The organism is Streptomyces sp. ST2-7A, assembly GCF_021390475.1.
Classification (GTDB): Bacteria; Actinomycetota; Actinomycetes; order Streptomycetales; family Streptomycetaceae; genus Streptomyces.
Genome location: NZ_JAJUWS010000009.1, coordinates 112,693 through 134,715, shown reverse-complemented (window position 1 = coordinate 134,715; position 22,023 = coordinate 112,693). Strand labels below are relative to the sequence as shown.

Sequence of the window (22,023 nt, the reverse complement as noted above, 5' to 3'; positions counted from 1 at the left end):
CTCTCCGCCTCTTCGGGACTTCGCCTTGGCCTCACCACACACCGACACCCGCTCCCCCTCGATCACCACCGGCATCGATTTCCTGCTCTACCTGCTCATCGGCGGCACCGCGCTGGTCGTCGGCGGCAGTTCACTGGCCTGGCTGTTCGGCAACACCGCGAACGTCCTGTTCGGGCACGGTCCGTGGGCGGCCTATCAGCCCACTGACGCGCTCCTGCGCCCGGAGGAGCTGTGGCCGAGTCTTCCGGGCGCGGCGTTGATCACCGCCTGCCATGTCCTTCCCACTGTCGTACTGCTCGCCGCCGGGGTCGGCGGAGTGAAGTGGTGGCTGCGGCACCGCCGCTCCGGCAGCGGGCTGGCCGGACCCCGGGATCTCGCCGCCCTGTTGCCACGCCAATCGGCCGCCCGGGCGATCGACCTGCGGACCGGCCTCAAGGGCTGCAAACCGAGGCGGGTACCGGCCGATGACCGCGGTGTCCTCCTCGGCTCCCTGAAGCCCGGTGGGGCGGAGGTCCGCTCCAGCTGGGAGGACGTCCTTCTGGCGATCATGGCGCCCCGCTCCGGGAAGACGTCCGGTCTGGCAATCCCCGCGATCCTGCGCGCGCCGGGCCCGGTGCTGCTGACCTCCAACAAGGCGGCCAAGGACGCCTTCACCACCACGCTGACCGCGCGTTCCGAGGTGGGGGAGGTGTGGACGCTCGATCCGCAGCAGATCGCCCACACACCACGGACGATGTGGTGGGACATCCTTGCCGATGCCCGCGACCTCGCCGGCGCCCGCAGGCTGGCCGGGCACTTCGTCACCGCCTCCGTCAACGAGTCGAGCGCGAACGACTTCTGGTCCACGGCCGCCGCCAACACCCTCACCGCTCTGTTCCTGGCCGCGTCCACCAGCGGACGCCCGATCACCGACGTGCTGGTCTGGCTCGCTTCCCCGGCCGATCGCACGCCGGTCGATCTGCTGCACGACGCTGGCCTGGAGTCGGTCGCCGCCCAGCTCCACGGAACGGTCGCCGGCGCGGTCGAAACGCGGGATGGCATCTTCGAAACCGCCCGCCAGTACGCCGCCTGCCTCCTGGACCCCGGGATCGCCGCCTGGGTCACCCCGCCGAAGAGCACGCGGAAGGTGCGGGAGTTCCGGCCGCAGGAGTTCGCGACCGGGCGGGACACCCTCTTCCTGCTCTCCAAGGACGGCGGCGGGTCCGCTTCGGCGATCATCGCCGCGGCGGCGGACGCCGTGATGCGTGCCGCCGTCATCCAGGCCGAACGTCGCGGCGGGCGGCTCGATCCACCCCTGTTGGCGATCCTGGACGAGGCCGCGAACGTCTGCAAGATCCAGGACCTGCCCGACCTCTACTCCCACCTCGGGTCCCGGGGCGTCATCCCCGTCACCATCCTCCAGTCCTATCGGCAGGGCGTGCGGGTGTGGGGTGAGGCCGGGATGGACGCCCTGTGGTCCGCGGCCACGATCAAACTGATCGGCTCCGGTGTCGATGACGCGGATTTCGCGGACAAGTTGTCGCGGCTGGTGGGCGACCACGACGTGCGCACCCTGTCGGTGTCCTCCAGCAGCTCGGGGAAGTCGAGTTCGGTCTCGATGCGGCAGCAGCGCGTCCTGGCCGCCGACGCGATCCGCGCGCTTCCCAAGGGCTCGGCGCTGCTGCTGGCCACCGGCGTACGCCCGGCGCTTCTCGATCTCAAGCCCTGGTACCGGCAGCCGGACGCCGCCCGGCACAGCGCGGCCTCCGCCCGCGCGACCACCGAGATCACCGAACGCGCCCTGCGCAAGTCACCGCGGCACGGCGACTTCGGGACCGTCGCGTGACCGCGCACCGCGTGCCGAGCGCCCCTCTGCCCGGCGTGCCGGTGGTACGAGCCGGTGCCGGCCGGTGGCCGACGAGCACGACCGGGGCGGGGCGTCTCGCCGACGCAGAGCTGTGTGACGAGCCGGGCCGAGCCGCAGCGGCACCGGCGCCGGTAAACCGAGCGGGGGCCGTACCCGACTCCGGAACCGGAGGGCGCCCGTGATGCCGCTGATCCGCGCCGAACAGGCCGTTCTTGGGGCAGTGCTCCTCGAGCCGAGGCAACTGGAATCCCTCGATGGCTGGTTGCGGCCCGCCCACTTCCACCACCACGACCACGCCACCCTCTACGAGGTCCTGCTCAACGCACGCGCACAACAGCGTCCCGGGGCGCTGACCGCGCCGGGAGAGCCGGTGCCGCTGGAATGGGTCACGGACGCGGTCACCCGAGCGCGCCGAACCGCCCCCGGCGTGACCACGGCCCGGGTCTTCGGGTTCGTCTCCTCCTGCCCCCATCCCCGGCATGCCCCGCTGTACGGCCGGATGGTGCTGGAGGGGGCGATCCATCGGAAGGTCACCGAGCACGCCACCCGGCTGCACCAGGCCGCCCTTTCCGACACCGCCAACGCCGACCACCGGGACACCGGGCACCACCTCGGCGTCCTCACCGGCGCGCTGAAGGATCTCGCGAAGGTCTGGGGTACCGACCCCCGGCCCACTCCCCCACCGGCCGAGCTGACCGCGCGACCGGCCACGCCACCACCGACCGGCCCGGAACAGCTCGCCGACGAGGAATGGCTGCTGGCCTGTCTGACCGCCGACCCGACCGGACTGGACGGCATCGAGAACTGGCTCGTGCCGGAAGACTTCGTCGAGGTCGACCACCAGCGGATCTACCGCTGCCTCACCGCGCTGCACCATCGCGGCGAGCCGATCGACCAGCTCACCGTGCTCTGGGAGGCCCAACGGCGCGGTTACCTCTCCGACGACGCCGGCCCCGGGCTGACCGGCGACCGCGTACTGCGGGTGTGCGCGGCCGGCGGCGTGGCCACCTCCGCCGCCTACCACGGGCGTCAGCAGGTGCGCACCGCGTTCGTGCGGAACGCCGGCCGGGCCGCCGGGTGGATACGCCACCTCGCCACCGAACACGCCCTCCCCCCGGGGCAGCTGATCGGCTACTCGCTCCACACCCTTCTCCCCGTCGAGGAAACGTTCCGGCGCTGGCGCACAGCCGGTGGTGAACCGCCCGGCCGGCCGCCCACCCCACCGCGCGTCGGCCCCGGGGCGCCGGGGCTCCCCGGCTCCGACCTGACCGCCGCGGCCCGTGCCCGCAGTCCGCGCCCCCACCCCGACGCCACCGGGTCCTCTCCCGAAACCAGCGCTCCGCCCCCGTCCCTCACGGCGCCCGAGCACCGGAGCCGAAGGACGGCCGCGCCATGAACGCAACCCGCACCGCCTCCGGACAGCATCCCCCGCTCCGCCGAACCCGGCGCGACGACGCCCTCACCTCGCCGATGACCGCGCCCGGGAATGCCGAGCGACACCCCGACCCCCTCACCGCGTTCAGGCGTTCTCCTCGGCTTCCTCGGGCCACTGCCCCCGAGGCAGACCCCGGTGGGCGGGCCCACCGAACGGCCGTGCTGCCGGGGCACGTCATGCCCACCGAACCGGTGTCCCGACAACGCCTGATCGGAAGCCTGTGTTCGGGCTACGGCGGGCTGGACCTCGGCGTCCAGGCGGCCCTGGGCGGCCGGGTCGCCTGGCACGCCGAGATCGACCCCGGATCCTCCCGGGTCCTGGCCCGCCACTGGCCAGGGGTTCCGAACCTCGGCGACCTCACCACCGTCAACTGGCACCGGGCCCCCGGGGTGTGCGTGGTGACCGCCGGTTTCCCCTGCCAGGACCTGTCCGTCGCCGGTCGCCGCGCGGGCCTGGCCCCCGGCACCCGATCCGGGCTGTGGCACCACATCGCCCGCGCCATCGAAGCCCTCAATCCCTGTCTGGTGGTGATCGAAAACGTCCGCGGCATCCTCACCGCGCCCGCCGCTTCCCCTCGCCCGCTGGAACCCTGTCCGTGGTGTCTGGGAGGCCGTCCAGATCAGTCTGTGCGGGCACTCGGCGCCGTACTCGGCACCCTGGCCGGCCTCGGGTTCGATGCACGATGGCGCCTGCTTCGCGCAGCCGATGTCGGCGCACCCCACCACCGCGCCCGAATCTTCCTCACCGCCTGGCGCCGGACTCACGGCCCGAACCGGCATCCCCGGGACGGAGATCGGCAACCGGCACCCAACCCACCGCGACACCGGTGGTCACGATCCGAACCCCCCACTGCTGCCGACGCCGAAGGCGACGGACGGCACCAAGGGCTCGCCGAACCAGCGGCACGGCAACGGCGATCTCACCCTCCCGTCGGCTGCCGCCCGGTTGGCACGACCGCGTCACTCCCCGACCGCTCGGCCGAGGAGCTCTGGGGACGCTACGCCACCGCCATCTCCCGATGGGAGACGCTCACCCGCCCGGCGCCGCCGCCCACCGACGCGGCCGGGCGGCTCAGCCCGGCCTTCGTCGAGTGGATGCAGGGCCTGCCCGAGGGCTGGGTGACCGCCACCCCCGGCCTGGGCCGACCCGCCCAGCTCACCGCGCTCGGCAACGGCGTCGTGCCCCGGCAGGCGTCCCGGGCCATCGAGCTGCTCGCCCCGCCCCTGGCGCACTGCCCACACCACCCCGCGTCGTAAACGGCCCGCCCCCCGGCCGACTCGCACCCCTTCTCTTCCCCCGGAGCTTCCCCTTGCCCGACCTCACCCCGCCCGGCGCCACCGAGGAGCCGATACGCGTGCCCGACCACGACTTGGACGACCTCGCCGCCACCGTCGCCAAGCTCGTCACCGACGGCCAACGGGTCGACGAAACCCTCACCCGCCTCGTCGACGAAGCCGAGTCCCGACCCGACCCCTCGGTCTCCGGGGCCACCGGCTCCCGGGAGGAGCCCTCCTCCATCTTCATCCTGGCCCTGGACGGCCGGGCGTACACCGAGGAACTGGCGGCCCTCGCCACGTGGGTGCACCACCTCTTCCTCCCCGTCTACGGCAGGGAGATCACCGCCGGTCGCCCCTGGTGCGCGCGCTGGGCCGAACACCCCGAAGCCGTCGCGCGGCTCCACGCACTGTGGCTGGCCTGGCAACAGCTCACCGACGCCGAAGCCGGCCTCACCGGCCCGGCCGTCTGGCACCGCGACCACCTCGACCCCACACTCCAACACCTCCGCTCCCCGGACGGCCCGTTCGGCGCGTGCACCACCAGCCCCGCCCGTCCTCACCACCGCCTCCTGCCCTTCCCGGAAGCCGCCGGAGCCTGACATGAACCCTCACGACAACCGGCACCGCCTCGACGGCTTCTCCCCCGCCACCGGCCGGGCGGAGGAGGACTTCGACGCCGCACTCCTGTCGAGCGACATGCACCAGTTGCTGGCCGTCCACCACACCACCGACGGCCGCCACACCTACCTCCTGGCCTACGACCAGGCGGCCATCTGGGACGTCCCCGGCTCCCCCGCCTTCCTCTCCCAGCACGTCACCCGGGACCTCACCGCACGCACCTTCACCTTCGACCAACGGCACCACCCCCTGCTCCCGCTCGCGCAGAACTGGCTGCACCGCCACGGCTGCCCGCTCGAAACCCTTTCCCTTTCTACGCCGGACGGACCCGTACCCGCCGACGACCGCACCCGCGGGATGGAGAACCGCCTGCGCACCGACCTCCACGGCCGCTACACGCTGGTGGACCACCACACCGTCGAACCCGTCTTCCCCGATCACGACGGCGAGACCTGGGCACTTCTCCACGACAGCGAGGCAGGCTCCGCCGTCTCCCCCTACCTCTTGGTCGTGGAGGACCTCGCCGCCGACCTGAGCACCTACCGCTTTCGGGAAGGCTCTTTCGCCGATGTCGACTCGGCCCGGCACTGGCTCGCCACACGCGAGGTCCCGCCGGCCGACACCACCGCTGACGCCCGGGCGGCAGCCGCTCGCTCCCACACGACTCTCACGAGCTCCGACCTCCCCGCACAGGCACCACCGATTCCCCACGCCCCGGATCACCGCACAGCGCCCAACCCCGTGACCCGGCCGCGCCGGAGCGGCCGATGAGCAGGTACGCCCGCTTCGCGTTCGCCGCCCATCCCGACGCGCTGAACGACCTTCGCACCGTGCCCGAGGAGATCCGCGACCTGGCGCTCCTGGAACTTCAGCACCTCGTCCACGGCAACGAGCGCGGTGCCGCCATGCATCGTGAACTCCTCGGCTGCCACAAGGTCTACGTCGACCCACAGACCAGGTGGCGTCTGGTCATCCAGTACCGGGACGCCCCCGCCTCCTCCCAGCACCGCAGGGAGATCTACCTCCTGGCCGTTGGTGAACGCCGCGACAACGCCGTCTACCGCACGGCCGCCGCACGGCTCGAACGCCGGCAGGAGACGACGAACACCCCGCCCGAGAACCGGGCCACCGCTGCCCGTGCCCGCTCACCCCACCTCCGCGCCACCCCGCCCCTCACGGCGGAGCCACCCGCCTCCGGACAGCCGGGCGTTCCCCCGATCGCCCATACCTCTACGGCCAGGCGCATGTGATGACGGCACCCGACACGAGACCTCCCGTTCGCTGCCGCCATGGTCAACCACCTCCGCCAGACGGCATCCGCATCGGCTTCCGGACCCGGCGGCTCCGGCCCGCAGCACCACCTGTGCGCGAGCCGGGCAGCCCGGGCCGCGCGCTTCCCCTTCCCCCGCCATGCCGTCCCGGTGTCGCTCTTCCGAAGGACCACCACCTGTGCCGTACGAGCCCGATGACGACCACTTCCGCGAGTACCACGTCACCCCCCGCCACCTCGCCGGTTCCGGCGGGACCGGCGACGCCGGATTCGAGCCGGTCGCCCACTGGCCCCGCCACTACCCGGACGACGGCCCCTGTCAGCTCCTCGTCACATCCCCGGACCATCGCATCCGCATCGGCTGGTTCGGCGACGACTACGACCTGTGGAAGATCACCGCGGCGGAAGACGCCGTATCCACCCCACGGTGGGTCGCCACCTTCAACCAGAACATGCCGCCCGAGATCGTCGCGGGCTTCACCCGCGCCCTGGCCAACGGTTGGTCCGAGGACAATGACGACTTCCTCCGCCCCACCTCGCCTCATTGGTCCGAGAGCGTCCGTTCCCCGGCCACCTCCGACTGGACTCTCACCACCCCGAACCGAAACACCGTCGAACTCACCGCCCCCGACGAACTGGCGGGCCTCGCACTCGACAGGTCCTTCTCCGCCCCCACCGAGGAGCCGTGGGTCCTATGGGCAGGGCCGCCCGGCTGGGGCACCCGCGCCGAAGCGACCTTCACCGCCCGCACTCCCACCCACCTGATCGCCGCCACCGCCGCCGCGCTGGCCGACCCCGCTCCCGTCGTCCGTACGCGGGGCATGATCAATCGCCGCATCGAGCACCTCGTACGCCTTGCCCCTGTCTCCCCGGAAACCGCACCCGCACCCCGTGCTCCCACACCCCTCGATGTCCGGCGGACCGCCGTCAGCGCGGCCCTCCAGCGGGCATCCCAAAGCCAGGGCAGCGTCTGCGCGAACGCCGCTCGCATCCGCACCACCACCGCGCAGACCGGCTACACGGCTCCCGAACAACCAGCCGCAGTCCTCCCGCCCTCTCCCCACCCCTCCACCGGCCGGGGCCGCTGACCGGAGATCCACAGCCATCCGGTTCGCCGGTTCGCCGACGGCAGACACGAACCCCCTGCGACGCACTTGAGACCACGGTCGACTCCAAGGGAACGTACGACCACTTCAAAACAGCAGGTCAACGAAGGGATCGCTGCTTTGTCCACAACACCAGGGCACCATGCCCCCTCCCCTACCGGTGCACCCGGGGGACGCGAATGGCTGACCGACTGCCACTGCGCGGAACCCGTTCTGCACCTCCTGACCGAGGAGGGATGGAGCATCGTCACCGACGCCGGCACCAACATCCACTGCACCAGCCCCGACGGTGCCGTCTACGTCGGCTTCCTTCCCGAAACCATGGAAGCCGCGCTGTACGACACCCTCTGGCTCGTCAGCGTGGAAGACCCACACACCGGCGGCCGGTGGACCCAGAAGTTCACCGCCGGAACACCGGCACAGGCCGTCGCCGGGTTCGTGACGGCCCTCATCGCCACCCCCACACGGGCGTGCCCGGTCTGCCGCTGACCCGCTTCTCCGCCCCTCAGGAGTTCCCTTGCCCCATACGCTGACCGTCGGCCGGCTCGTCCAGCGGCTCCGGAACCTCGATCCGGCCCTGCCGGTCTTTCTGGCCATCAACCCCGATTGGCCCTTCGCCCACACCATCGCCGGGATCGTCAAGGGTGTCGGCCCCGCCGGTCCCGTCATCTACATCGCCGAGAACGGTCAGGAAGATCACCTCCCTGCTGCTGTCCGGGACGAGCTGAACTGGAACAACGCATGAGCTACTAGCAGCACCGGCTGCCGAAATTCCCACCCTGGCCCACCACTCCATGAACCCCAGTCCGCGCGGCGCGCTCCTGAAGGAGCGCGCCGCGCCTCGCTGTGACATGCCCCGGCCCCTCCCAGGAACTATTCATCATGCCTATCAGTACGCCCCGAAAAAGATTTCCCCTACACTTCCATGACAATACCCGAAAGGGCTAATCGGAGTTTTTTGCCCGCAAATTGACCTTTGATTCCTTGCGGAGCAGATCCACCCGATCTTTTATTTCAAGGTTCCCCCTCTTGCCGATCCAATCCATCAAATCACGCCCTACTTGATTAGCCTTCTTATCCTTGCTGTCGAGGGCTTGGGCAATGATCGTGACGGAATTCTCGACAAGGCTATGTCTGACTCTCGGAGCAGGCATCGAACGTAGAATTTTGTCGAGCACTTCGACGGCAGCTCGAGGCTCGGTCAACGCAGCTTCACTAAGAGATTCCCCAATATAGGTTCGGCCGCCAACACTCGCCATCCCGGCCACGTACTTGAGTTGCTGGAGCCACCAACCTTGAGGGAAACGCTTGCAGTGGACCCACCAGTAGAAATCTTGGAGTTCTGTGGGATCAGTTCGGCCTGCCGCAACCTCTTCCGCTCGATACTCCCAGAGCTGGCGAGCCCGAATTAGGAACTCTTCCGGAACTTCATGATCTCCAAGAAGAAGCCATCCGACACGCCCAAGAATTTTGGCTCGAACATTGACAGGAGCCTCGCGGAAAAACTGATCGAAGAGAGCCGCATCAAAATCATACTCGCCCCACAAGTACATCATGATGAGGTGATCACCAATGGTCTCGATTGGAGACCTGCCGGTTCTCCAACCCACAGCGACTTCTTCATTTCTGGCCACACAGGCAATGATGTCAGAAATGTTGGACTCAAGAGATTCAATGAGTGGGATATATGTTCTGTGATTACTGAGAGCGGTAGTCACGACGATGTCGCCGAATGTGTCCGAAGAAAGTAGTTGAGTCTGGCTTTGCTCAATCCAATCGGGCGCGAAACTCAAAATACGACCGAATCCATCGCCGAAAGTAGCCGCAATCACCGAGCTATCGTCGCGACTTGGAGTCAACCGACCGGACAGAATTTCAATCACTTGACTCGCGATCACCCTGGGAAGATTTTCAGATTTAATCTGGTGGTGCTCGTAGAAGGCCAAACGGATGAGTGTCCGAAGCGCTTGTGGCCTAACCCTGTTCAGTGACTCCTGCAATGGATCGAATGGGGAATCCGCTGGCCCGTCAACTTCTTGATCGCTGAGGTCCTGCGGCGGATCCGGGTCTTCCACATATGTAGCAGCAATAGCGAGTGCTGTCTCCAGTTGATCGGCCGGTATGGCGGAAATTCCTTGCCGAGCACCTGCTTGGATGAGGTCGAGAGCCACGCAAATTGGGGCTCTCCACTGATGTTCGTCGATATTATCGCCGTAATGTAGCTGCTTGAGGTTCTGCATAGCAGGCAGCAGGGCTGTCCAAGCGACCCCTTGTTCCTGATTAACCCCCTCTCGCAAACCTTCCAGGTAGCGGCATACATAATCTCTTGGCATCACGAGCATCTCGCTGGCGACAAGAGAGTAGTCAACTGCCCGCTGCGCGACTACCGATCGCAAAACTTGACCGAATCCTTCCTTGTCAGGACCACTGCCAGCTTCCTCGGGCTCCCAAGTGCGCAGCAAATTAACTACTTCAAACGCGGCCTTAGGAAGAAGCTCTTCCAACGTGAAAGGACTCGTGTGTTCACTGTAAAAATGGTTGATAGATCGCTCATCATTATTCGCATCAGGTTCGCCGTAACGTTCGGCCAATTCTTTCCGCTCACGCGCGATTTTACCGCGGAGTGCAGATTCGCCAATGGCTGTTAGCTGGGCTAGCCGCCAGCGTTCGACGTGGCTCGCGACCACCGACTCAACGGTCTCATCTTCCTCTAGATTTTGAGTGATTCGTTCAACCTCGTACGGACCGACATCGGGAACCCTCTTAAACGCTTCGGCCCACCGGTTGAATTCCTCATCAGTGAGGCCCGGAAGCACCTTTCGAGCCAGTTGGATATATTCCTTCCGGAAGCCGAGTTGTTCTATGAGTTCAACCTGCTCCAACCTATCCAACGCCATGGACGCCATGGACGCATCTTCCGTTATGCACTCAGCCAGAACATGCAAAGCGATCCTCTTCAGAATCGGCAAGTTGGGTGCCTCAATGGAAGTGACAATCCGCTGGGAATTCCCAACGAAAGAGGGTCGCTTGAGCGCGATATCACAGATGACATCGATCAGCGCATTTCGAATGTCTTCACCGCTGCGGTGGGTGTCACTTGCGCCGATTGATGGACGCCAGATGTAGCTGATATCGTACCCTGTTTCAACATTGTCAGGATTGGCGATCGCCTCGGCTTCGGCCAATCGGTGGACCATCCAGGACAACAATTTCTGATCTTGGGCCAAGGCTTTTGCAACACGCTCTGTAGCTTCGCTGTACCAGGGCTGTTCAATACCTGCCTGAACATCGTTGCCAAAGCGCTGAGTGCTACCGGAGCGAGGCTTCAATAGGGCTCTGGCGATTTTCCAGGAGTGTTTCGCCTTTCCGTCCAGTGCCAGCGCCTCAAGCAGCGACACCATATTCAAACCCATATCCGGGCCCACAGGAGTGTCGACGAATGAAATGATTAGTTTCACGAGCTTCGCAGCGTGTTCGGTCGGCATGGACAGTGCGGCTTTCAACGTTAGATCTCGAACTTCGTATGCCGCATTTGCGTCAATCTTCGAACACAAAATATCAGCAACTTGCCGGGGAAGTTCTGGCGCGATTGCAACAAGGTATTCCCCTTCTGGCCACGGCATCCAGATCACTCTTCCGCTCGAATCGACGAGGTACTTCGGAACGTTGTCGAATCCACCTCGCTTAACGAACTCATGGAACCACAGCGGGTTTTTTAGACCGCCGAAGAACACTCGCCGGTATTGCACTTCCCCGAGTCGCGAAACCACATCTTGAACGTCTTCTTCAGCAGGGGCTACCCAAACTGTCGACCCATCTTTTTTGATCTGTCGCTGGTTAGTTCGACTGAGGATATCCTTGAGTTGATCGACGACGGAAAAGAAGCTGCCAAGGCGGGCCTCAAGCGCGTTCTCGATAACTCCAACCGCGACCAATATGTCCTTGGTCTTATTTTCTACCCAATGCGTGGTGTCGCCCTGGGGGTGGCGGACTTCTTCGAACTTTTTTGCTGCTCGGGCGACCTCTTGGACTGCCGGATCATTTGCCCCTTCGCCATGACCAAGAACAAGAATACTGCGGAGCTTTGTACTCCTTACGCTGCCTGCCCGGTGAGCTTCGACGAGACGATCTGCAGCTTCGATAACTACATCGGGAAGGGTTACCCTCGCCTCATCTCGCTTCACCGCCGTGATGTCATTGACATACTCCTCCCAGGCATCCGCAAATCGTTGCACATTATCGCTCGTGCTCCCCCCGGACAGGAGACCGGCGTTACCGGCCACACGGGGGAAACGGTTGATGAGCTCACGCATCATGTGAGCTGCCACGACTAGATCAACCTCAACCGGAGAGGCTGAGGCCAATGTGTCGATAGCACGCTTGTACAGGTCAGCGCACACGTTGTCCAGCACGCGCAAGTTCTCGTAAAGGCTGTATCGCCGCTCAGTCCACACAAGCAGAATTAAACCGTACGTGCTCCACGGGTCCGGCCTGACCGGAAGATCTGACGTGGGCTGGACAGCGGAGTAGAGGCAGTCCAGCTGATCTACACGTCTTCCAACGGAGCCAAATCTTGCTGGAGCCGCAGCAAAAACTCGCTGCTACGGACGGCTGCTGGCAGAAGGATTCGGGCATGGCCAAGGCCCTGGCCCGACATCAGTGTTCCTTCGTGTGCTCGTTCACGCAGTTCCAGCAGGGAAGGTCCAGGCGGCCTCAGCAGGTTGCGGTGGTGGTCAACGCTGTGGGCGGCTCGACCTGGGAGGTGGTGGGTCATACACGGGAGTTCGTTTCATCAGTCGCGGTCGTACCGCAGGTGTGCGACCAGACGTAGACAACGAGGTACGACGGTGTGGTGATGACTCGGTGGCCGGGAGAGCGGCGGCTCGGCGGATGCGCCAGACCAGCACGTCGCTGATGCTCTCGGCCGTGTCCAGCTCCCGCTGCTCGACGGCCTCCCGGAGAAGATTCGGGATGTCGTGACCGGCTTCTTCGGCCCGGGACAGTGTGGCGGCCAGCGCGTACCAGCCGGACTCGCGCAGGACACGGGCGGCCTGCTCCGGGAGGGCCGAGGACAGCGTGGCGGCATGTCGGTGGCGTACGGCGTCGGGGAGGTTGCGACCTTGGGCGCGCATCGCGGCCATGGGTGCCACGGCGCTGGACCTGTACGCCCGGCGAAGGCTTTGGGCGGCCTGGCGGGCGGCAGCGGCCTGTTGGGCGTGGCCCCGGGCGGAGTGCCAGCGGGCGGCGGCGACGGCAGCGAGGACGAGGGTGGACAGCAACATCGCCGTGACGCCAGCGTCTTCGCCTTTCCCGAGGGCTCCGCCGGCATGGAGGATGTCACGAGCGGCACTGCGCAGTGCGCGGTTGGCGGAGTGTTCGGCGCGGACGTGGGAGCGGGTGGCGCGTTCGAAGGCCCGGGCGGCGGCCCATACCTCGGTGCGCGCGCTCCCGGGAGTGGCCCGGCCAAGGGCGTCGAGGACCTCGCCGAGGCCGACGAGTTGAGCCGCGGCCTCGGCGTCGTTGTCCGAACGGAGCACGGCGGCGGCTTGTTCGACAGGAGGGATGGCGCTGCGCCGAGCCCCGCCGGGCTGCGGGCCTCGCCGGATCGGGGCGGGTGAATCGTCCGTGGTGTGGGCGAGGCCGCTGCCGAGGCGTCGACGGATCCCGGGAAGGGAGAGGTCGGGGGCGAGCGTGGAGCCGGGGAACCAGATCGGTTGCCCGTCGCGGTTGCGGTCACCGGGAAGAGCGACCTTGTAGCCCAGGGCGTCGCCGGAGGGGGCGAGGCGCTTGTGGACGCGGAGTCCCGCTCGGGTAAGGCGCTGGAAGAACTCGTCCTCGTCCGCCGCTCCCGCCAGGGCTTGACGAACGGCTTCACGAAGAGCTTCGCGGGGTGGCTCGGGACGGCCTTCGCGTTCGGCCTTGCTGCGTTCGGCGCTGGTGGGACGACTGGCTGCCGTACCGTCCCCCGCGTTGAGGCGGCGCAGGCCCCACTCCTGCTCGATCTTCCGACATTCGGCTTGGGCACGGCCGTAGTCGTTGTGGCGGCGAGGGCTGCGACCGTCATGGCGGACGAGAGTGGCGGCGATGTGGATGTGGTCGTCGGCGTGGCGGACGGCGACCCAGCGACACCCCTGGTCGTCGCCCTCCGGGGCGATGCCTGCGGCGGCCACGACGCGGTGGGCGACCCGGGCCCATTCGTCATCGGTGAGGTGGCGGTCGCCGGGGGCGGTGCGGACCGAGCAGTGCCAAACATGCCGTTGGGGGCGACGGCCGGAGGGGCGGGCGAGGACCGGTAGGTCGAGGCGGTCGGTGAGCTGCTTGAGGGTGGCCCCCGGGTCGCGTCCGGGGTCGGGGGCGAGTTCCGGTCGCCAGGCGGCGACCAGGTGCGGGTCGGTGTGTTCCTCCCGGCGGCCGGGGCCGTAGAGGTAGGCGAGAAGTCCGTACGTCCGACCGCCGAGAGAGATGTCCGGGACCACGGTTGATCAGCGCTTCGCGATCCGGAGCGCGGCGGATTCGACCCGGTCGGTCGCGCGGACGACCCGGGCGACCGCGTCGTCGAGGAAGGCCGGACGGCCGCCGCTGTTCAGGGCCCTGGCCACCTGGTTCAAGTTGTTGCCGACCCGGGCCAGGTGAGCGGTGGCGGTCATGAGTTCTTCGACGAGGCCGCGCTGATCGACCAGCCAGCTGCCGGGGCCGTGTTGGGCGCGGGCGACCGCGACCGCGGCGTCCGCGAGGAACCCGGCGGTGGTGAGCCCGACAGAGGAAGCGGCGTGCTGAACGGCGCGGAGTTCGTCCGGGGTGAGGCGGACGCTACGGACCTGGTCCCGCTGCGCGTGTCGGCGCAGTCGTGGACGCGGTGCGCGGCGCGGGCGGGGAGCCGCTTCTCCTTCCGGCTGCGGTCCGCCCCCGGTCGCTGCCCGGTCGCCCGGCGCCCCCCGGTGCCGGGCCGTCTCCCCCGCCTCCCCCGGGGCGGGGGCAAGCCCGTCCGAAACTCCTCCGCACCCCGGGGGCGCGGAGGAGTTTCGGACGGTATAGCTTGCTCGGCCTCGTGCCGCTGGTCGGCTGTCCTCCCCGTCCCGGGGTGTGCCGGGGGCGGGGGTGCCCGTCATCGGTGCCCCTCGCCGCGCGGGCGTCGGACATCCCGGAGGATCTCGGCGACGTAGTCGAGGGCGAAGACGGGATGGTGCAGCGTCCAGGGCACGCTGTCCGGGGTGCGCTGGACGGACCAGGTGCCGTCAGCCCCGGATTCGACGTGGTGCAGGTGGCCGTGGCGGACCATGACGGTCAGCCAGACGTCGGCTTCCTCCCTGGCCGCGGGAGTGGTGCGCATGGTGAGGGCTCCTGTTCGGTGGGCGCGGGATGATCGGGTGTGACTGCCGGGGCGGGGTGGCCGGGAGGGTCGTTGCCTCCCGGTCACCCCGTTGGCCGGGGCGGTCAGCCGCTCCGGCTGTCCGAGATGGTCTTGGCCTCTGTCCGGAGTTGGGCCATCAGGTCGGTGAGTCGGTCGTTGGACAGCGGGATGCCCTGGCCCCGGACAGCGTCGGCGACGACCTGACGGGTGACCTTTCCCGCGTCGGTGACCGCGCGGCGGGCGACCGGAAGGAGGGTGTCCGTGCCCGAGCCCTCCGGTCGAGTGGGAAGTCGGTCGCTCACGGGCCGCTGGTGCGGACGCCCCGCGCTCCGGGCCGCGGTGACCGGTCTGGCCGCCCGGTCGGTGTTCCGGCGGCTTCCGTGCCGCTTCTCCAGCGCGGCTTGGTCGACCGGAGGTTCAACGCGGTTGCCCGAATGGGTGGGGCTCGAGGAGCGGTCGGTCAATGGGCGGGGGGTCACCGACCCGGAGTCGCGCCGGTCCGGCCGGACGGTGACCGTCCGGCCGTCGTCCAACCCGGGTTTGTCCGGCCGGGCACCGTCGAGGCGGTCAACCCGGACAGCGGGATTGTCCGGCTGTCCGGCGGTGGTGTCCGAGGTGGCCGCCCGGCGGGCGATGAGGATGTAGAGGTGGACAGCGCCGGCCAGGGCGAGCGGAGCCAGGGTGGAGAGGACGCCGACGGTGACGTCGCCCAGGTGCAACCCGCCGGCGGCAAGCTGCTGCTGGTTCAACCGAACGGCGTGGAGGGCGTTGGCCCAGATGCTCGCGGAGGTCGCGGTGCCGAAGAGGAGCCATACGTAGCAGCGGGCGGGGAGCGGGGCTGTGCGCAGGACGAGGAGGGCACGCACGCCATAGGCGATGAAGCCGTCGATCACCAGGGGGAAGAGGAAGGTGAGGATTCCTCGGACGTGGATGGCGGTCGCCATCTGCTGGAGGGCGTCGTAGGAGAGGGCGCAGCCGGCGCCACCGAGGGCGACGATGGCGGCGCGGTCCCACCCGTTGATTCGCGCCGGGCTCACCGGCGGTGTGCGGCTCATGCGGCCGTCCCGAGGTCGTCGCGGTCCGGGCCGTCGGCGGCCTTGGTGATCGCTTCGTTCGCCGTGCGCTTGCCGAGGGCTTCCCGGACCTCGCGGTAGCGCTTCTGGGCGTGCTCCTCGGTGATCTTGAGGATGCGGGCGAGGCTGTCGGCCGGGGTGCCCGCCAGGTAGGCGGTCCGGGCGACGGCCCTCCGTTCGCGTTTGGTGAGGTGGATGTCCCGGCCCTCCAGGGCCGCGTTGACCCGGGAGTAGTCCAGCCGTTTGGCTATCCGGCTGTGCAGGGGGGCGCGTTCCTGTTCAGTCATGCCGCCTCGGATGCCGGTCCGGTCGCCGTTCTCCAGGGCGGCGTCCAGGCAGTGTCGGCGGACAGGACACCGGGCGCAGAGAGCCTTCGCCGCCCGGATGCGGTCCGTCTCCTCCGGCTCGGCGAAGAAGATCTCCGGGTCGAGGAGGTGTCGCGGCACCGCACTGCATGCGGCGTGGTTCTGCCAGGTCTGGTCGCCCAGCGTCCGCGGGATGTGGTGTCCGGCGTTCGTCGTGTTCGTCAAGGGATGTCTCCGTTCGGCCCCGGGGCACTCGGGCAGGCGGAGGCCCCGGGGGTGGTGCAGAGAGGGCCGTGGACGGTGGCCCGTGGCGAAGAGGGGGGTTCAGGCCGCGGTGTGACGGCGCTCGGAGGCGAGGGCACGTCTGCGGTCGGGGCCGTCGAGGATGACCCGCTCGGTCATCTCCGCCAGGCGGGAGGCGATCCGGTCCCCGAGTTGGTCGCGCAGGTCGGCCGGGCCGAGGTTGGAGGTGATCAGGGTGGGGAGCATCTCGTTGTAGCGGCGGTTGATCAGCCGCATCGTGATCTCCTCGGTCCATTCGCTGCTCCGGGCGGCACCCAGGTCGTCGAGGATCAGGAGCGGGCAGCGCGCCGCGTCCATCAGTTCCCGCTCGGTGTCGTGGCCGGGGCGGGGCCGCAACTCGGCGTACAGGTCGGCGGCGGTCGTCGCCTTCCACCGCAGCCGGACCCCGGCGATCAGCAGCGAGCGGACGGCCCCGTATGCCTCGTGCGTCTTCCCGGTACCGGTGGTGCCCAGGATCAGGAGCGATCGGCCCTTCGCGATCCCCGGCATCCCGCCGGGGCCGGGTCGTCCGCCGGCGGCGATGTCGCGCACCCAGGCCGTGACCGTCGGGTGGCCGGCCACGGCGCCCCGGTATCGAGCCGGGATGCGTGCCTCGGCGGCGACGAGGGCCGGCCTGGGCTCGGCGGCCTCGGTCGGCGGAATCGTGGGGTCGATGCCCCGGGCCGCCAGGATCCGGGCGACCCTGTGGGCGAGTTTGCCGACGGGCTGGGCATGGCTCTCGCTCATCACAGCTCCTCGGCGTAGGCGGCGACAGGGTTGGCGGGGTTGGTCCAGGGCCGGTGACCGGGCACTGTAGGCCGTGCGTCCGGCCGCCCCAAACGTCCGGGCCTGGCGTTCATGGCCTCGTGGACCAGGCTCGGAAGCGTGCTCGGGTGCAGGCCTTTGGCCCGGTGCAGCGCCAGTCCGGCACGGACGTGGGAGGCGGTGATCCCCTCCGCGAGGAGCTTGGCCGTCTCCCGGCCGAGCCGGTCCAGAACGCTGCGCGGCGGGCGGTGCTCGCACGATGCGGTGTACTCGGCGATGAGTTGTCCGGCGGAGGTGTCCGCCGGGGGGCCGTCGTCCCCCGAAGGGAGAGATCCCTGTTCCCTGTTCCCAGATCCACGATCCGGACCGGGAGTCGTCATCGAGGGCTCGCGGTGCCCTCCGGGACGGCTCACTGAGTGATGGGGGAGACCGTTCCCACCTGCGCTTTCCCGCATGGCCGAAGCTCCCGGCGGAACACACGCGGCATCGAGGAGTCCTCCCTGCGCGCTCATGGAGGGTTCACCGGAGGCGAGGACAGCACCGCTCCCGGCGGGTGACACCTGGAGGAGTTCGTGCAGTGGGCAGGGAGGGTGACGTACCCCGCTGGGCCGGTTGATCTTCTGGTGCCGCCGCCAGGTGACGATGTGCAGGTACCGCTTGCCGTCGTCGTCCGCGTAGCGACAGATGAGCCCCGCGGCGGCCAGCTGCGTCAGGTCATCCTCGACCTCCAGGGCGCCGTGCTCGGGCCGCAGCGACCACAGCAGTCCGGCGAGAACCGCGGGCTGGTCCCGGAAGCGGCCCTGGTCGTCGGCCTGGGTGAGGAGTCCGAAGAAAGTTCGTTCGGCGTGCACGCTCACCTGGGCGAGCGATTCCGAGGCGAAGGCCTCGGGTTTGATGGTCCGGATCCTGGCCATGCTCACTCGCCTCCGTCGTGGTCGATGGCGTCCACGGCGCGGCGAAGGGTCCCGGTGGTGAGATCGAGGTCGTGCGCCTCGGTCCAGTCGAGCTCCGCGAAACCGCGCATGATCCAGCGGGCGGCGCAGATGCGCTGGGTCCGGGTCATGTCCAGGGAGCGACCATGCCGGTCGTACGCGCGGGCGAACGGGGTGGGCCAGGCGAGCCCCGGGGCTCGCTGGGTGACGCGGATCGCGACGGCTGCGGGCAGCATGTCGACGAGCGCACGGATGAGCTGCTGCCGACGTTCGGTTCCGGCTCGCCCGTGCTCCGGGTCGTCCGCCGATTCCTTCGGGCGTTGGGACATGCGAGAATCCCCTCTTTGTAGGTGGGGCGGTGCGGCTGTTCTCGTCGAAAAGGCCGGCCGGACCGCTCCGGTTGTGGATCCGTGCCCCATCGAGGCGCGGCCCGGTGTCTGGGGTGCCAGCCCCAGACACCGGATCCTCCGCCCCATACCGACGCTCTCCACCCGGTGGCGTTCGCATCAGTTGATGGTGACGGCACGACCATAGGCTGAAGAAGATGACCTCTGTCAACTGGTGAAGACATGCCGTCCGCGCGCAGGCATGTATCGTTTCCATCAGTTGATGGACACCCTCGGGGTGACGACGCCGGACGAACGGAGGGAGCACCCGCCATGAGCGAAGGACAGCAAGCACCGAGGCGCTCCCTCGCGGAGAAGATCGATCACCTCTTCGCCGCGATCCACCCGGCCGGCCGTGGTTCGTACTCCTACAAGGAGGTCGAGGCGGGCATCCGGGAACGGGGCGGCCCTCCGATGTCGGCGAGCTACATCTGGCAGCTCCGCACCGGCAAGCGGGACAACCCGACAATGAAGCACCTGGAAGCCCTGGCGGGCTTCTTCGGGGTCTCCCCCTCCTACTTCTTCGACGAGGAGGCGTCCCGCCGCATCGACGCCGAGCTGTCGATGTTGGCAACCATGCGTGACAGTCGCGTACGCTCCGTCGCGATGCGGGCGAGTGACCTCTCCCCGGAGACCCTCAAACTCATCGAGGGCTTCATCGAGAGAGCACGCGACCTGGAGGGCCTCAACGACGGGAAGCCGTCACCCGAAAATCGCCCATAGTCGCGTCGCCCAGGCCGAGTTCACGAATCGGGAACGCGGAAGCACGCACCTCCCGTGGCATTCAGCCGAGCGGAGAACCCGGGGCAGCTGACTCATTCCGTAACGCATGGGTGACTCCCCCCCCATCGCCCTCTGTGGTCAAGGTCATGCCGAGTATTCGAATTCGCACACGAGATGCATCTAGGATGTTGGATCTGTACATCACCGAGCCGGTGATCCTTATCCACTCGCATGCAGCACCACTCGGGAGCACCGTTGCGTATCGGTCGACGCCTACGGTCGCGGTCTTCGGATCGCGGAATTCAAGATCTTCGAGACCCTCTGACGGGCATCGAGATCCCCTCACCGTTTGACGTCAGAAGTCTCTGCGACGCGGTGGCGGAGCACCGCCGACGTCCGCTCTTCCTGGAAGCGGTGGAGGGTGTCGCCGGTTCGGAGAATGAACTGTGCGGCCTGTGGATCGAGTTCGAACACGCCGACTTCATTTTCTATGAGGCGTCAACTTCCCCGCTTCACCGGGACCATATCGTCCTGCACGAGCTTGGCCACATCCTCCTCGGGCACAGGACCGCGAGTGGGGACACCGACCTTGGGGTGAACCTCACAGGCCTGTTCACCGGCATCGACCCGGGAACCGTGCTGAACGTCCTGGGCAGGTCAAGCTTCAGTTCCCAGCAGGAACGGGAGGCCGAGCAGCTCGCCACCCGCATAGCAGGACAGGCGATGCTCAAGCCACCACCGATGAGACGGGCTCCCGAACTCGACCGTCTCGACTCCGCCCTTCGCTATGAGTGACCCCCATGCATAACATCGAAATTACCGTCACCTTCCTTCTGTGGATCACCACTTCATGGCGAGCGACCAAGGACTGGAAAGACCGGCGGAATCGCGCCCTGTGGTGGACGTTCCTCGGTCTCTCCATGATGATGACCCTGCGCCTCGCTCCGGGAAAGTACCTTGACCAAATAACTGGCATAACCGACCTCTCCTACTTGTTGAAACATCTCTTCGGGGGAGTACTCGCATCGGCTGCACTGTTGGACTTCCTTCAGGGCGTCTCCGGAAAGACCGATCGCACTACCGCGATGAGAAAACTGCGTGTCGCCCTCCCCCTGGGCACCGCGGTGAGCATGTCGGCATTGTTCTTTGCCAAGCTCCAACCCTACGAAACCGTGGCGATCTATCAGGATGTCACGGCGCACCTCGCTCTTCTGTCCTACACCGTGATCTTTCTCGGCTTTTTGAGCGTCTCCCTGCTCTCCGGCGTACAGGTCTGCTGGCACTGGGGTCGTGAGTCGGGGAACGGCATGCTCGGCTGGGGACTACGGATCATCGGCGTAGGCCTCGCCGCCGGTGTTCTCTACTCCGCTGTCCGCATCGCGGCGCTGTTCTCCCGGTTCCGCGGGGACGGGATTCTCCCCGGGGACCAGGACGACCTGGTGGCGACGCTGCTGCTCCTGACCGCGCTCTTCCTCATCGTCGTCGGAAGCACCTTGCCGGTGCTCGACAGGCTGAGGTCATGGCGAAAGGAGCGTCAGGACCTGTTCCGTCTGCGTCCGTTGTGGAAGGACCTCACACAGTCCGTACCCTCTATTCGTCTCGATCCTCCGCGAAGCGCTCTCGCCGAGCACCTCGACCCACGACACGTCAAGAACCGGCTGTACCGACGAACGGTGGAGATCCGGGATGCCGCGCTCGCGCTCAATGATCACGCGGCCCCCGAGGTCCGGACGCGTGCGCGGGAGCACGTCGCGACGGCCGGGCTCATCGGTACCCAGGCCGAGACCGCGGCGGAAGCCTGCCGGCTAGCCTCGGCCCGGCGTTCTCGCCTACGCGGCGAAAGCTCCTCCCCGCAGCCCCACCAACCGTCCGGCGGTGGACGCGATCTGCACAGCGAGATAAGGGCTCTCACCCAACTCTCCGAAGCCTTTTACTCCGATCTGACCCGCGCCTTCGTCGACGCGACGGAGCCTTCCGCCCCTTCCCCCCTGCTGGAGACTCAGCGATGAGTACGTTCACACCCCCCGCCCCGCCGTCCTATGCGGAGGCCCCTCCGCGCGTGCGCGCGGCGAAGCTCGTCACGGACGTGCTCGCACCTGCCAATCTGGTGATCGCCCTGCTTCTCATCGTGGGATGGCACAGCACCCACAGCGTTACCGGCTTCGGCTGGGGTCTGCTCGCCGCGTTCTTCTGCGGTGTCCTCCCGCTCGCCATAATTCAGCTGGGCGTGCGACGCGGACAGCTGACGGACAAACACATCCGTATCCGTAGGCAACGCATCGTGCCCCTCGCCGCCAGCCTTCTCTCCGTCGCCGTGGGCATCGCGCTGCTTTACGCGCTCCGGGCACCCGGCGATGTCACCGCCCTCGTCATCGCCATGCTCGTCGGTCTCGCGTCGACCCTGCTGGTCACGGTCTGGTGGCAGATTTCGGTGCACAACGCGGTCGCGGGCGGCACTGTCATGATTCTCATGCTGGTCTTCGGCTTGCAGGCTCTCCCCTCCGCGGTGATCATCCTGCTGATCGGGTGGTCCCGGCGGGTACTGAAGGCACACACCCTCGCCCAGCTCGTCTGCGGAACGGCCCTCGGCGCCATCGCCGCTGCCGTGTTCACCTTCCTGCGTTGACCGGCGGCCCGCGCTGCCGGGTCCGCTC

Annotated in this window: 22 protein-coding genes; 13 read left to right on the top strand and 9 right to left on the bottom strand. The window is 67.7% G+C overall.

Annotated elements, in window-relative coordinates:
• Positions 1 to 25 precede the first annotated feature (25 nt).
• The 9 genes from LZF96_RS08230 (at position 26) to LZF96_RS08190 (ending at position 8,297) form a co-directional block, all read left to right on the top strand.
• On the top strand, positions 26 to 1,825 hold the full coding sequence (locus tag LZF96_RS08230) for a type IV secretory system conjugative DNA transfer family protein (protein WP_374203162.1): 1,800 nt from the start codon (positions 26 to 28) through the stop codon (positions 1,823 to 1,825).
• A 202-nt stretch (positions 1,826 to 2,027) separates the two neighbouring features.
• Positions 2,028 to 3,242: a DnaB-like helicase N-terminal domain-containing protein gene (locus tag LZF96_RS08225; protein ID WP_233867894.1), complete on the top strand. Its 1,215-nt coding sequence runs from the start codon at positions 2,028 to 2,030 to the stop codon at positions 3,240 to 3,242.
• Positions 3,243 to 3,457: 215 nt separating this feature from the next.
• Positions 3,458 to 4,537 (top strand): DNA cytosine methyltransferase, encoded by a 1,080-nt coding sequence (locus tag LZF96_RS08220; protein ID WP_233867892.1) that lies wholly within the window; start codon positions 3,458 to 3,460, stop codon positions 4,535 to 4,537.
• A 53-nt stretch (positions 4,538 to 4,590) separates the two neighbouring features.
• Positions 4,591 to 5,157: a DUF4913 domain-containing protein gene (locus LZF96_RS08215; protein WP_233867890.1), complete on the top strand. Its 567-nt coding sequence runs from the start codon at positions 4,591 to 4,593 to the stop codon at positions 5,155 to 5,157.
• 1 nt (position 5,158) lies between these two features.
• On the top strand, positions 5,159 to 5,947 hold the full coding sequence (locus tag LZF96_RS08210) for a hypothetical protein (protein ID WP_233867888.1): 789 nt from the start codon (positions 5,159 to 5,161) through the stop codon (positions 5,945 to 5,947).
• Positions 5,944 to 6,426 (top strand): type II toxin-antitoxin system RelE/ParE family toxin, encoded by a 483-nt coding sequence (locus LZF96_RS08205; RefSeq protein ID WP_233867886.1) that lies wholly within the window; start codon positions 5,944 to 5,946, stop codon positions 6,424 to 6,426. The genes LZF96_RS08210 and LZF96_RS08205 overlap by 4 nt, the downstream gene beginning before the upstream one ends.
• Before the next feature lie 199 nt (positions 6,427 to 6,625).
• Complete coding sequence (locus LZF96_RS08200) at positions 6,626 to 7,534, top strand: DUF317 domain-containing protein (protein ID WP_233867884.1); 909 nt, start codon at positions 6,626 to 6,628, stop codon at positions 7,532 to 7,534.
• 138 nt (positions 7,535 to 7,672) lie between these two features.
• Positions 7,673 to 8,041 (top strand): DUF317 domain-containing protein, encoded by a 369-nt coding sequence (locus LZF96_RS08195; protein WP_233867882.1) that lies wholly within the window; start codon positions 7,673 to 7,675, stop codon positions 8,039 to 8,041.
• A 28-nt stretch (positions 8,042 to 8,069) separates the two neighbouring features.
• The gene (locus tag LZF96_RS08190) at positions 8,070 to 8,297 is read left to right on the top strand and encodes a hypothetical protein (RefSeq protein WP_233867881.1); all 228 of its coding nucleotides are present in this window, start codon (positions 8,070 to 8,072) and stop codon (positions 8,295 to 8,297) included.
• A gap of 199 nt (positions 8,298 to 8,496) precedes the next feature.
• On the opposite strand, the gene LZF96_RS08185 is transcribed toward LZF96_RS08190, so the two are convergent.
• From LZF96_RS08185 to LZF96_RS08145, 9 genes are all read right to left on the bottom strand, one after another.
• On the bottom strand, positions 8,497 to 11,964 hold the full coding sequence (locus LZF96_RS08185; RefSeq protein ID WP_233867878.1) for a hypothetical protein: 3,468 nt from the start codon (positions 11,962 to 11,964) through the stop codon (positions 8,497 to 8,499).
• Between the two features lie 321 nt (positions 11,965 to 12,285).
• Complete coding sequence (locus tag LZF96_RS08180) at positions 12,286 to 14,028, bottom strand: relaxase/mobilization nuclease domain-containing protein (protein ID WP_233867875.1); 1,743 nt, start codon at positions 14,026 to 14,028, stop codon at positions 12,286 to 12,288.
• Between the two features lie 6 nt (positions 14,029 to 14,034).
• Positions 14,035 to 14,661, bottom strand: a complete 627-nt coding sequence (locus LZF96_RS27310; protein WP_374203160.1) for a MobC family plasmid mobilization relaxosome protein — start codon at positions 14,659 to 14,661, stop codon at positions 14,035 to 14,037.
• Positions 14,658 to 14,882, bottom strand: coding sequence for a hypothetical protein (locus LZF96_RS08170; protein ID WP_233867869.1), 225 nt, complete (start codon positions 14,880 to 14,882; stop codon positions 14,658 to 14,660). The genes LZF96_RS27310 and LZF96_RS08170 overlap by 4 nt, the downstream gene beginning before the upstream one ends.
• Positions 14,883 to 14,986: 104 nt before the next feature.
• On the bottom strand, positions 14,987 to 15,958 hold the full coding sequence (locus LZF96_RS08165; protein ID WP_233867866.1) for a DUF2637 domain-containing protein: 972 nt from the start codon (positions 15,956 to 15,958) through the stop codon (positions 14,987 to 14,989).
• Positions 15,955 to 16,506 carry a WhiB family transcriptional regulator gene (locus LZF96_RS08160; protein ID WP_233867863.1) on the bottom strand — a complete coding sequence of 184 codons (552 nt, stop codon included), beginning with the start codon at positions 16,504 to 16,506 and terminating at the stop codon, positions 15,955 to 15,957. Before LZF96_RS08160 ends, LZF96_RS08165 begins: the two co-directional genes overlap by 4 nt.
• 99 nt (positions 16,507 to 16,605) lie before the next feature.
• Positions 16,606 to 17,310, bottom strand: coding sequence for an ATP-binding protein (locus LZF96_RS08155; RefSeq protein ID WP_233867860.1), 705 nt, complete (start codon positions 17,308 to 17,310; stop codon positions 16,606 to 16,608).
• Positions 17,310 to 18,242, bottom strand: a complete 933-nt coding sequence (locus LZF96_RS08150; RefSeq protein WP_233867857.1) for a hypothetical protein — start codon at positions 18,240 to 18,242, stop codon at positions 17,310 to 17,312. The genes LZF96_RS08155 and LZF96_RS08150 overlap by 1 nt, the downstream gene beginning before the upstream one ends.
• Before the next feature lie 2 nt (positions 18,243 to 18,244).
• On the bottom strand, positions 18,245 to 18,589 hold the full coding sequence (locus tag LZF96_RS08145; RefSeq protein ID WP_233867854.1) for a hypothetical protein: 345 nt from the start codon (positions 18,587 to 18,589) through the stop codon (positions 18,245 to 18,247).
• A gap of 330 nt (positions 18,590 to 18,919) precedes the next feature.
• Between LZF96_RS08145 and LZF96_RS08140 the strand changes: the two genes are divergently transcribed.
• The 4 genes from LZF96_RS08140 to LZF96_RS08125 all read left to right on the top strand — a co-directional run bounded on the left by LZF96_RS08140 (position 18,920) and on the right by LZF96_RS08125 (position 21,995).
• Entirely contained in the window at positions 18,920 to 19,369 is a 450-nt protein-coding gene (locus LZF96_RS08140) for a helix-turn-helix domain-containing protein (protein ID WP_182659901.1), read from the top strand.
• Between the two features lie 594 nt (positions 19,370 to 19,963).
• Complete coding sequence (locus tag LZF96_RS08135; RefSeq protein WP_233867851.1) at positions 19,964 to 20,164, top strand: hypothetical protein; 201 nt, start codon at positions 19,964 to 19,966, stop codon at positions 20,162 to 20,164.
• A gap of 5 nt (positions 20,165 to 20,169) precedes the next feature.
• Positions 20,170 to 21,378, top strand: a complete 1,209-nt coding sequence (locus tag LZF96_RS08130) for an MAB_1171c family putative transporter (RefSeq protein ID WP_233867848.1) — start codon at positions 20,170 to 20,172, stop codon at positions 21,376 to 21,378.
• 119 nt (positions 21,379 to 21,497) lie between these two features.
• On the top strand, positions 21,498 to 21,995 hold the full coding sequence (locus LZF96_RS08125) for a hypothetical protein (protein ID WP_233867846.1): 498 nt from the start codon (positions 21,498 to 21,500) through the stop codon (positions 21,993 to 21,995).
• Positions 21,996 to 22,023: the final 28 nt, after the last annotated feature.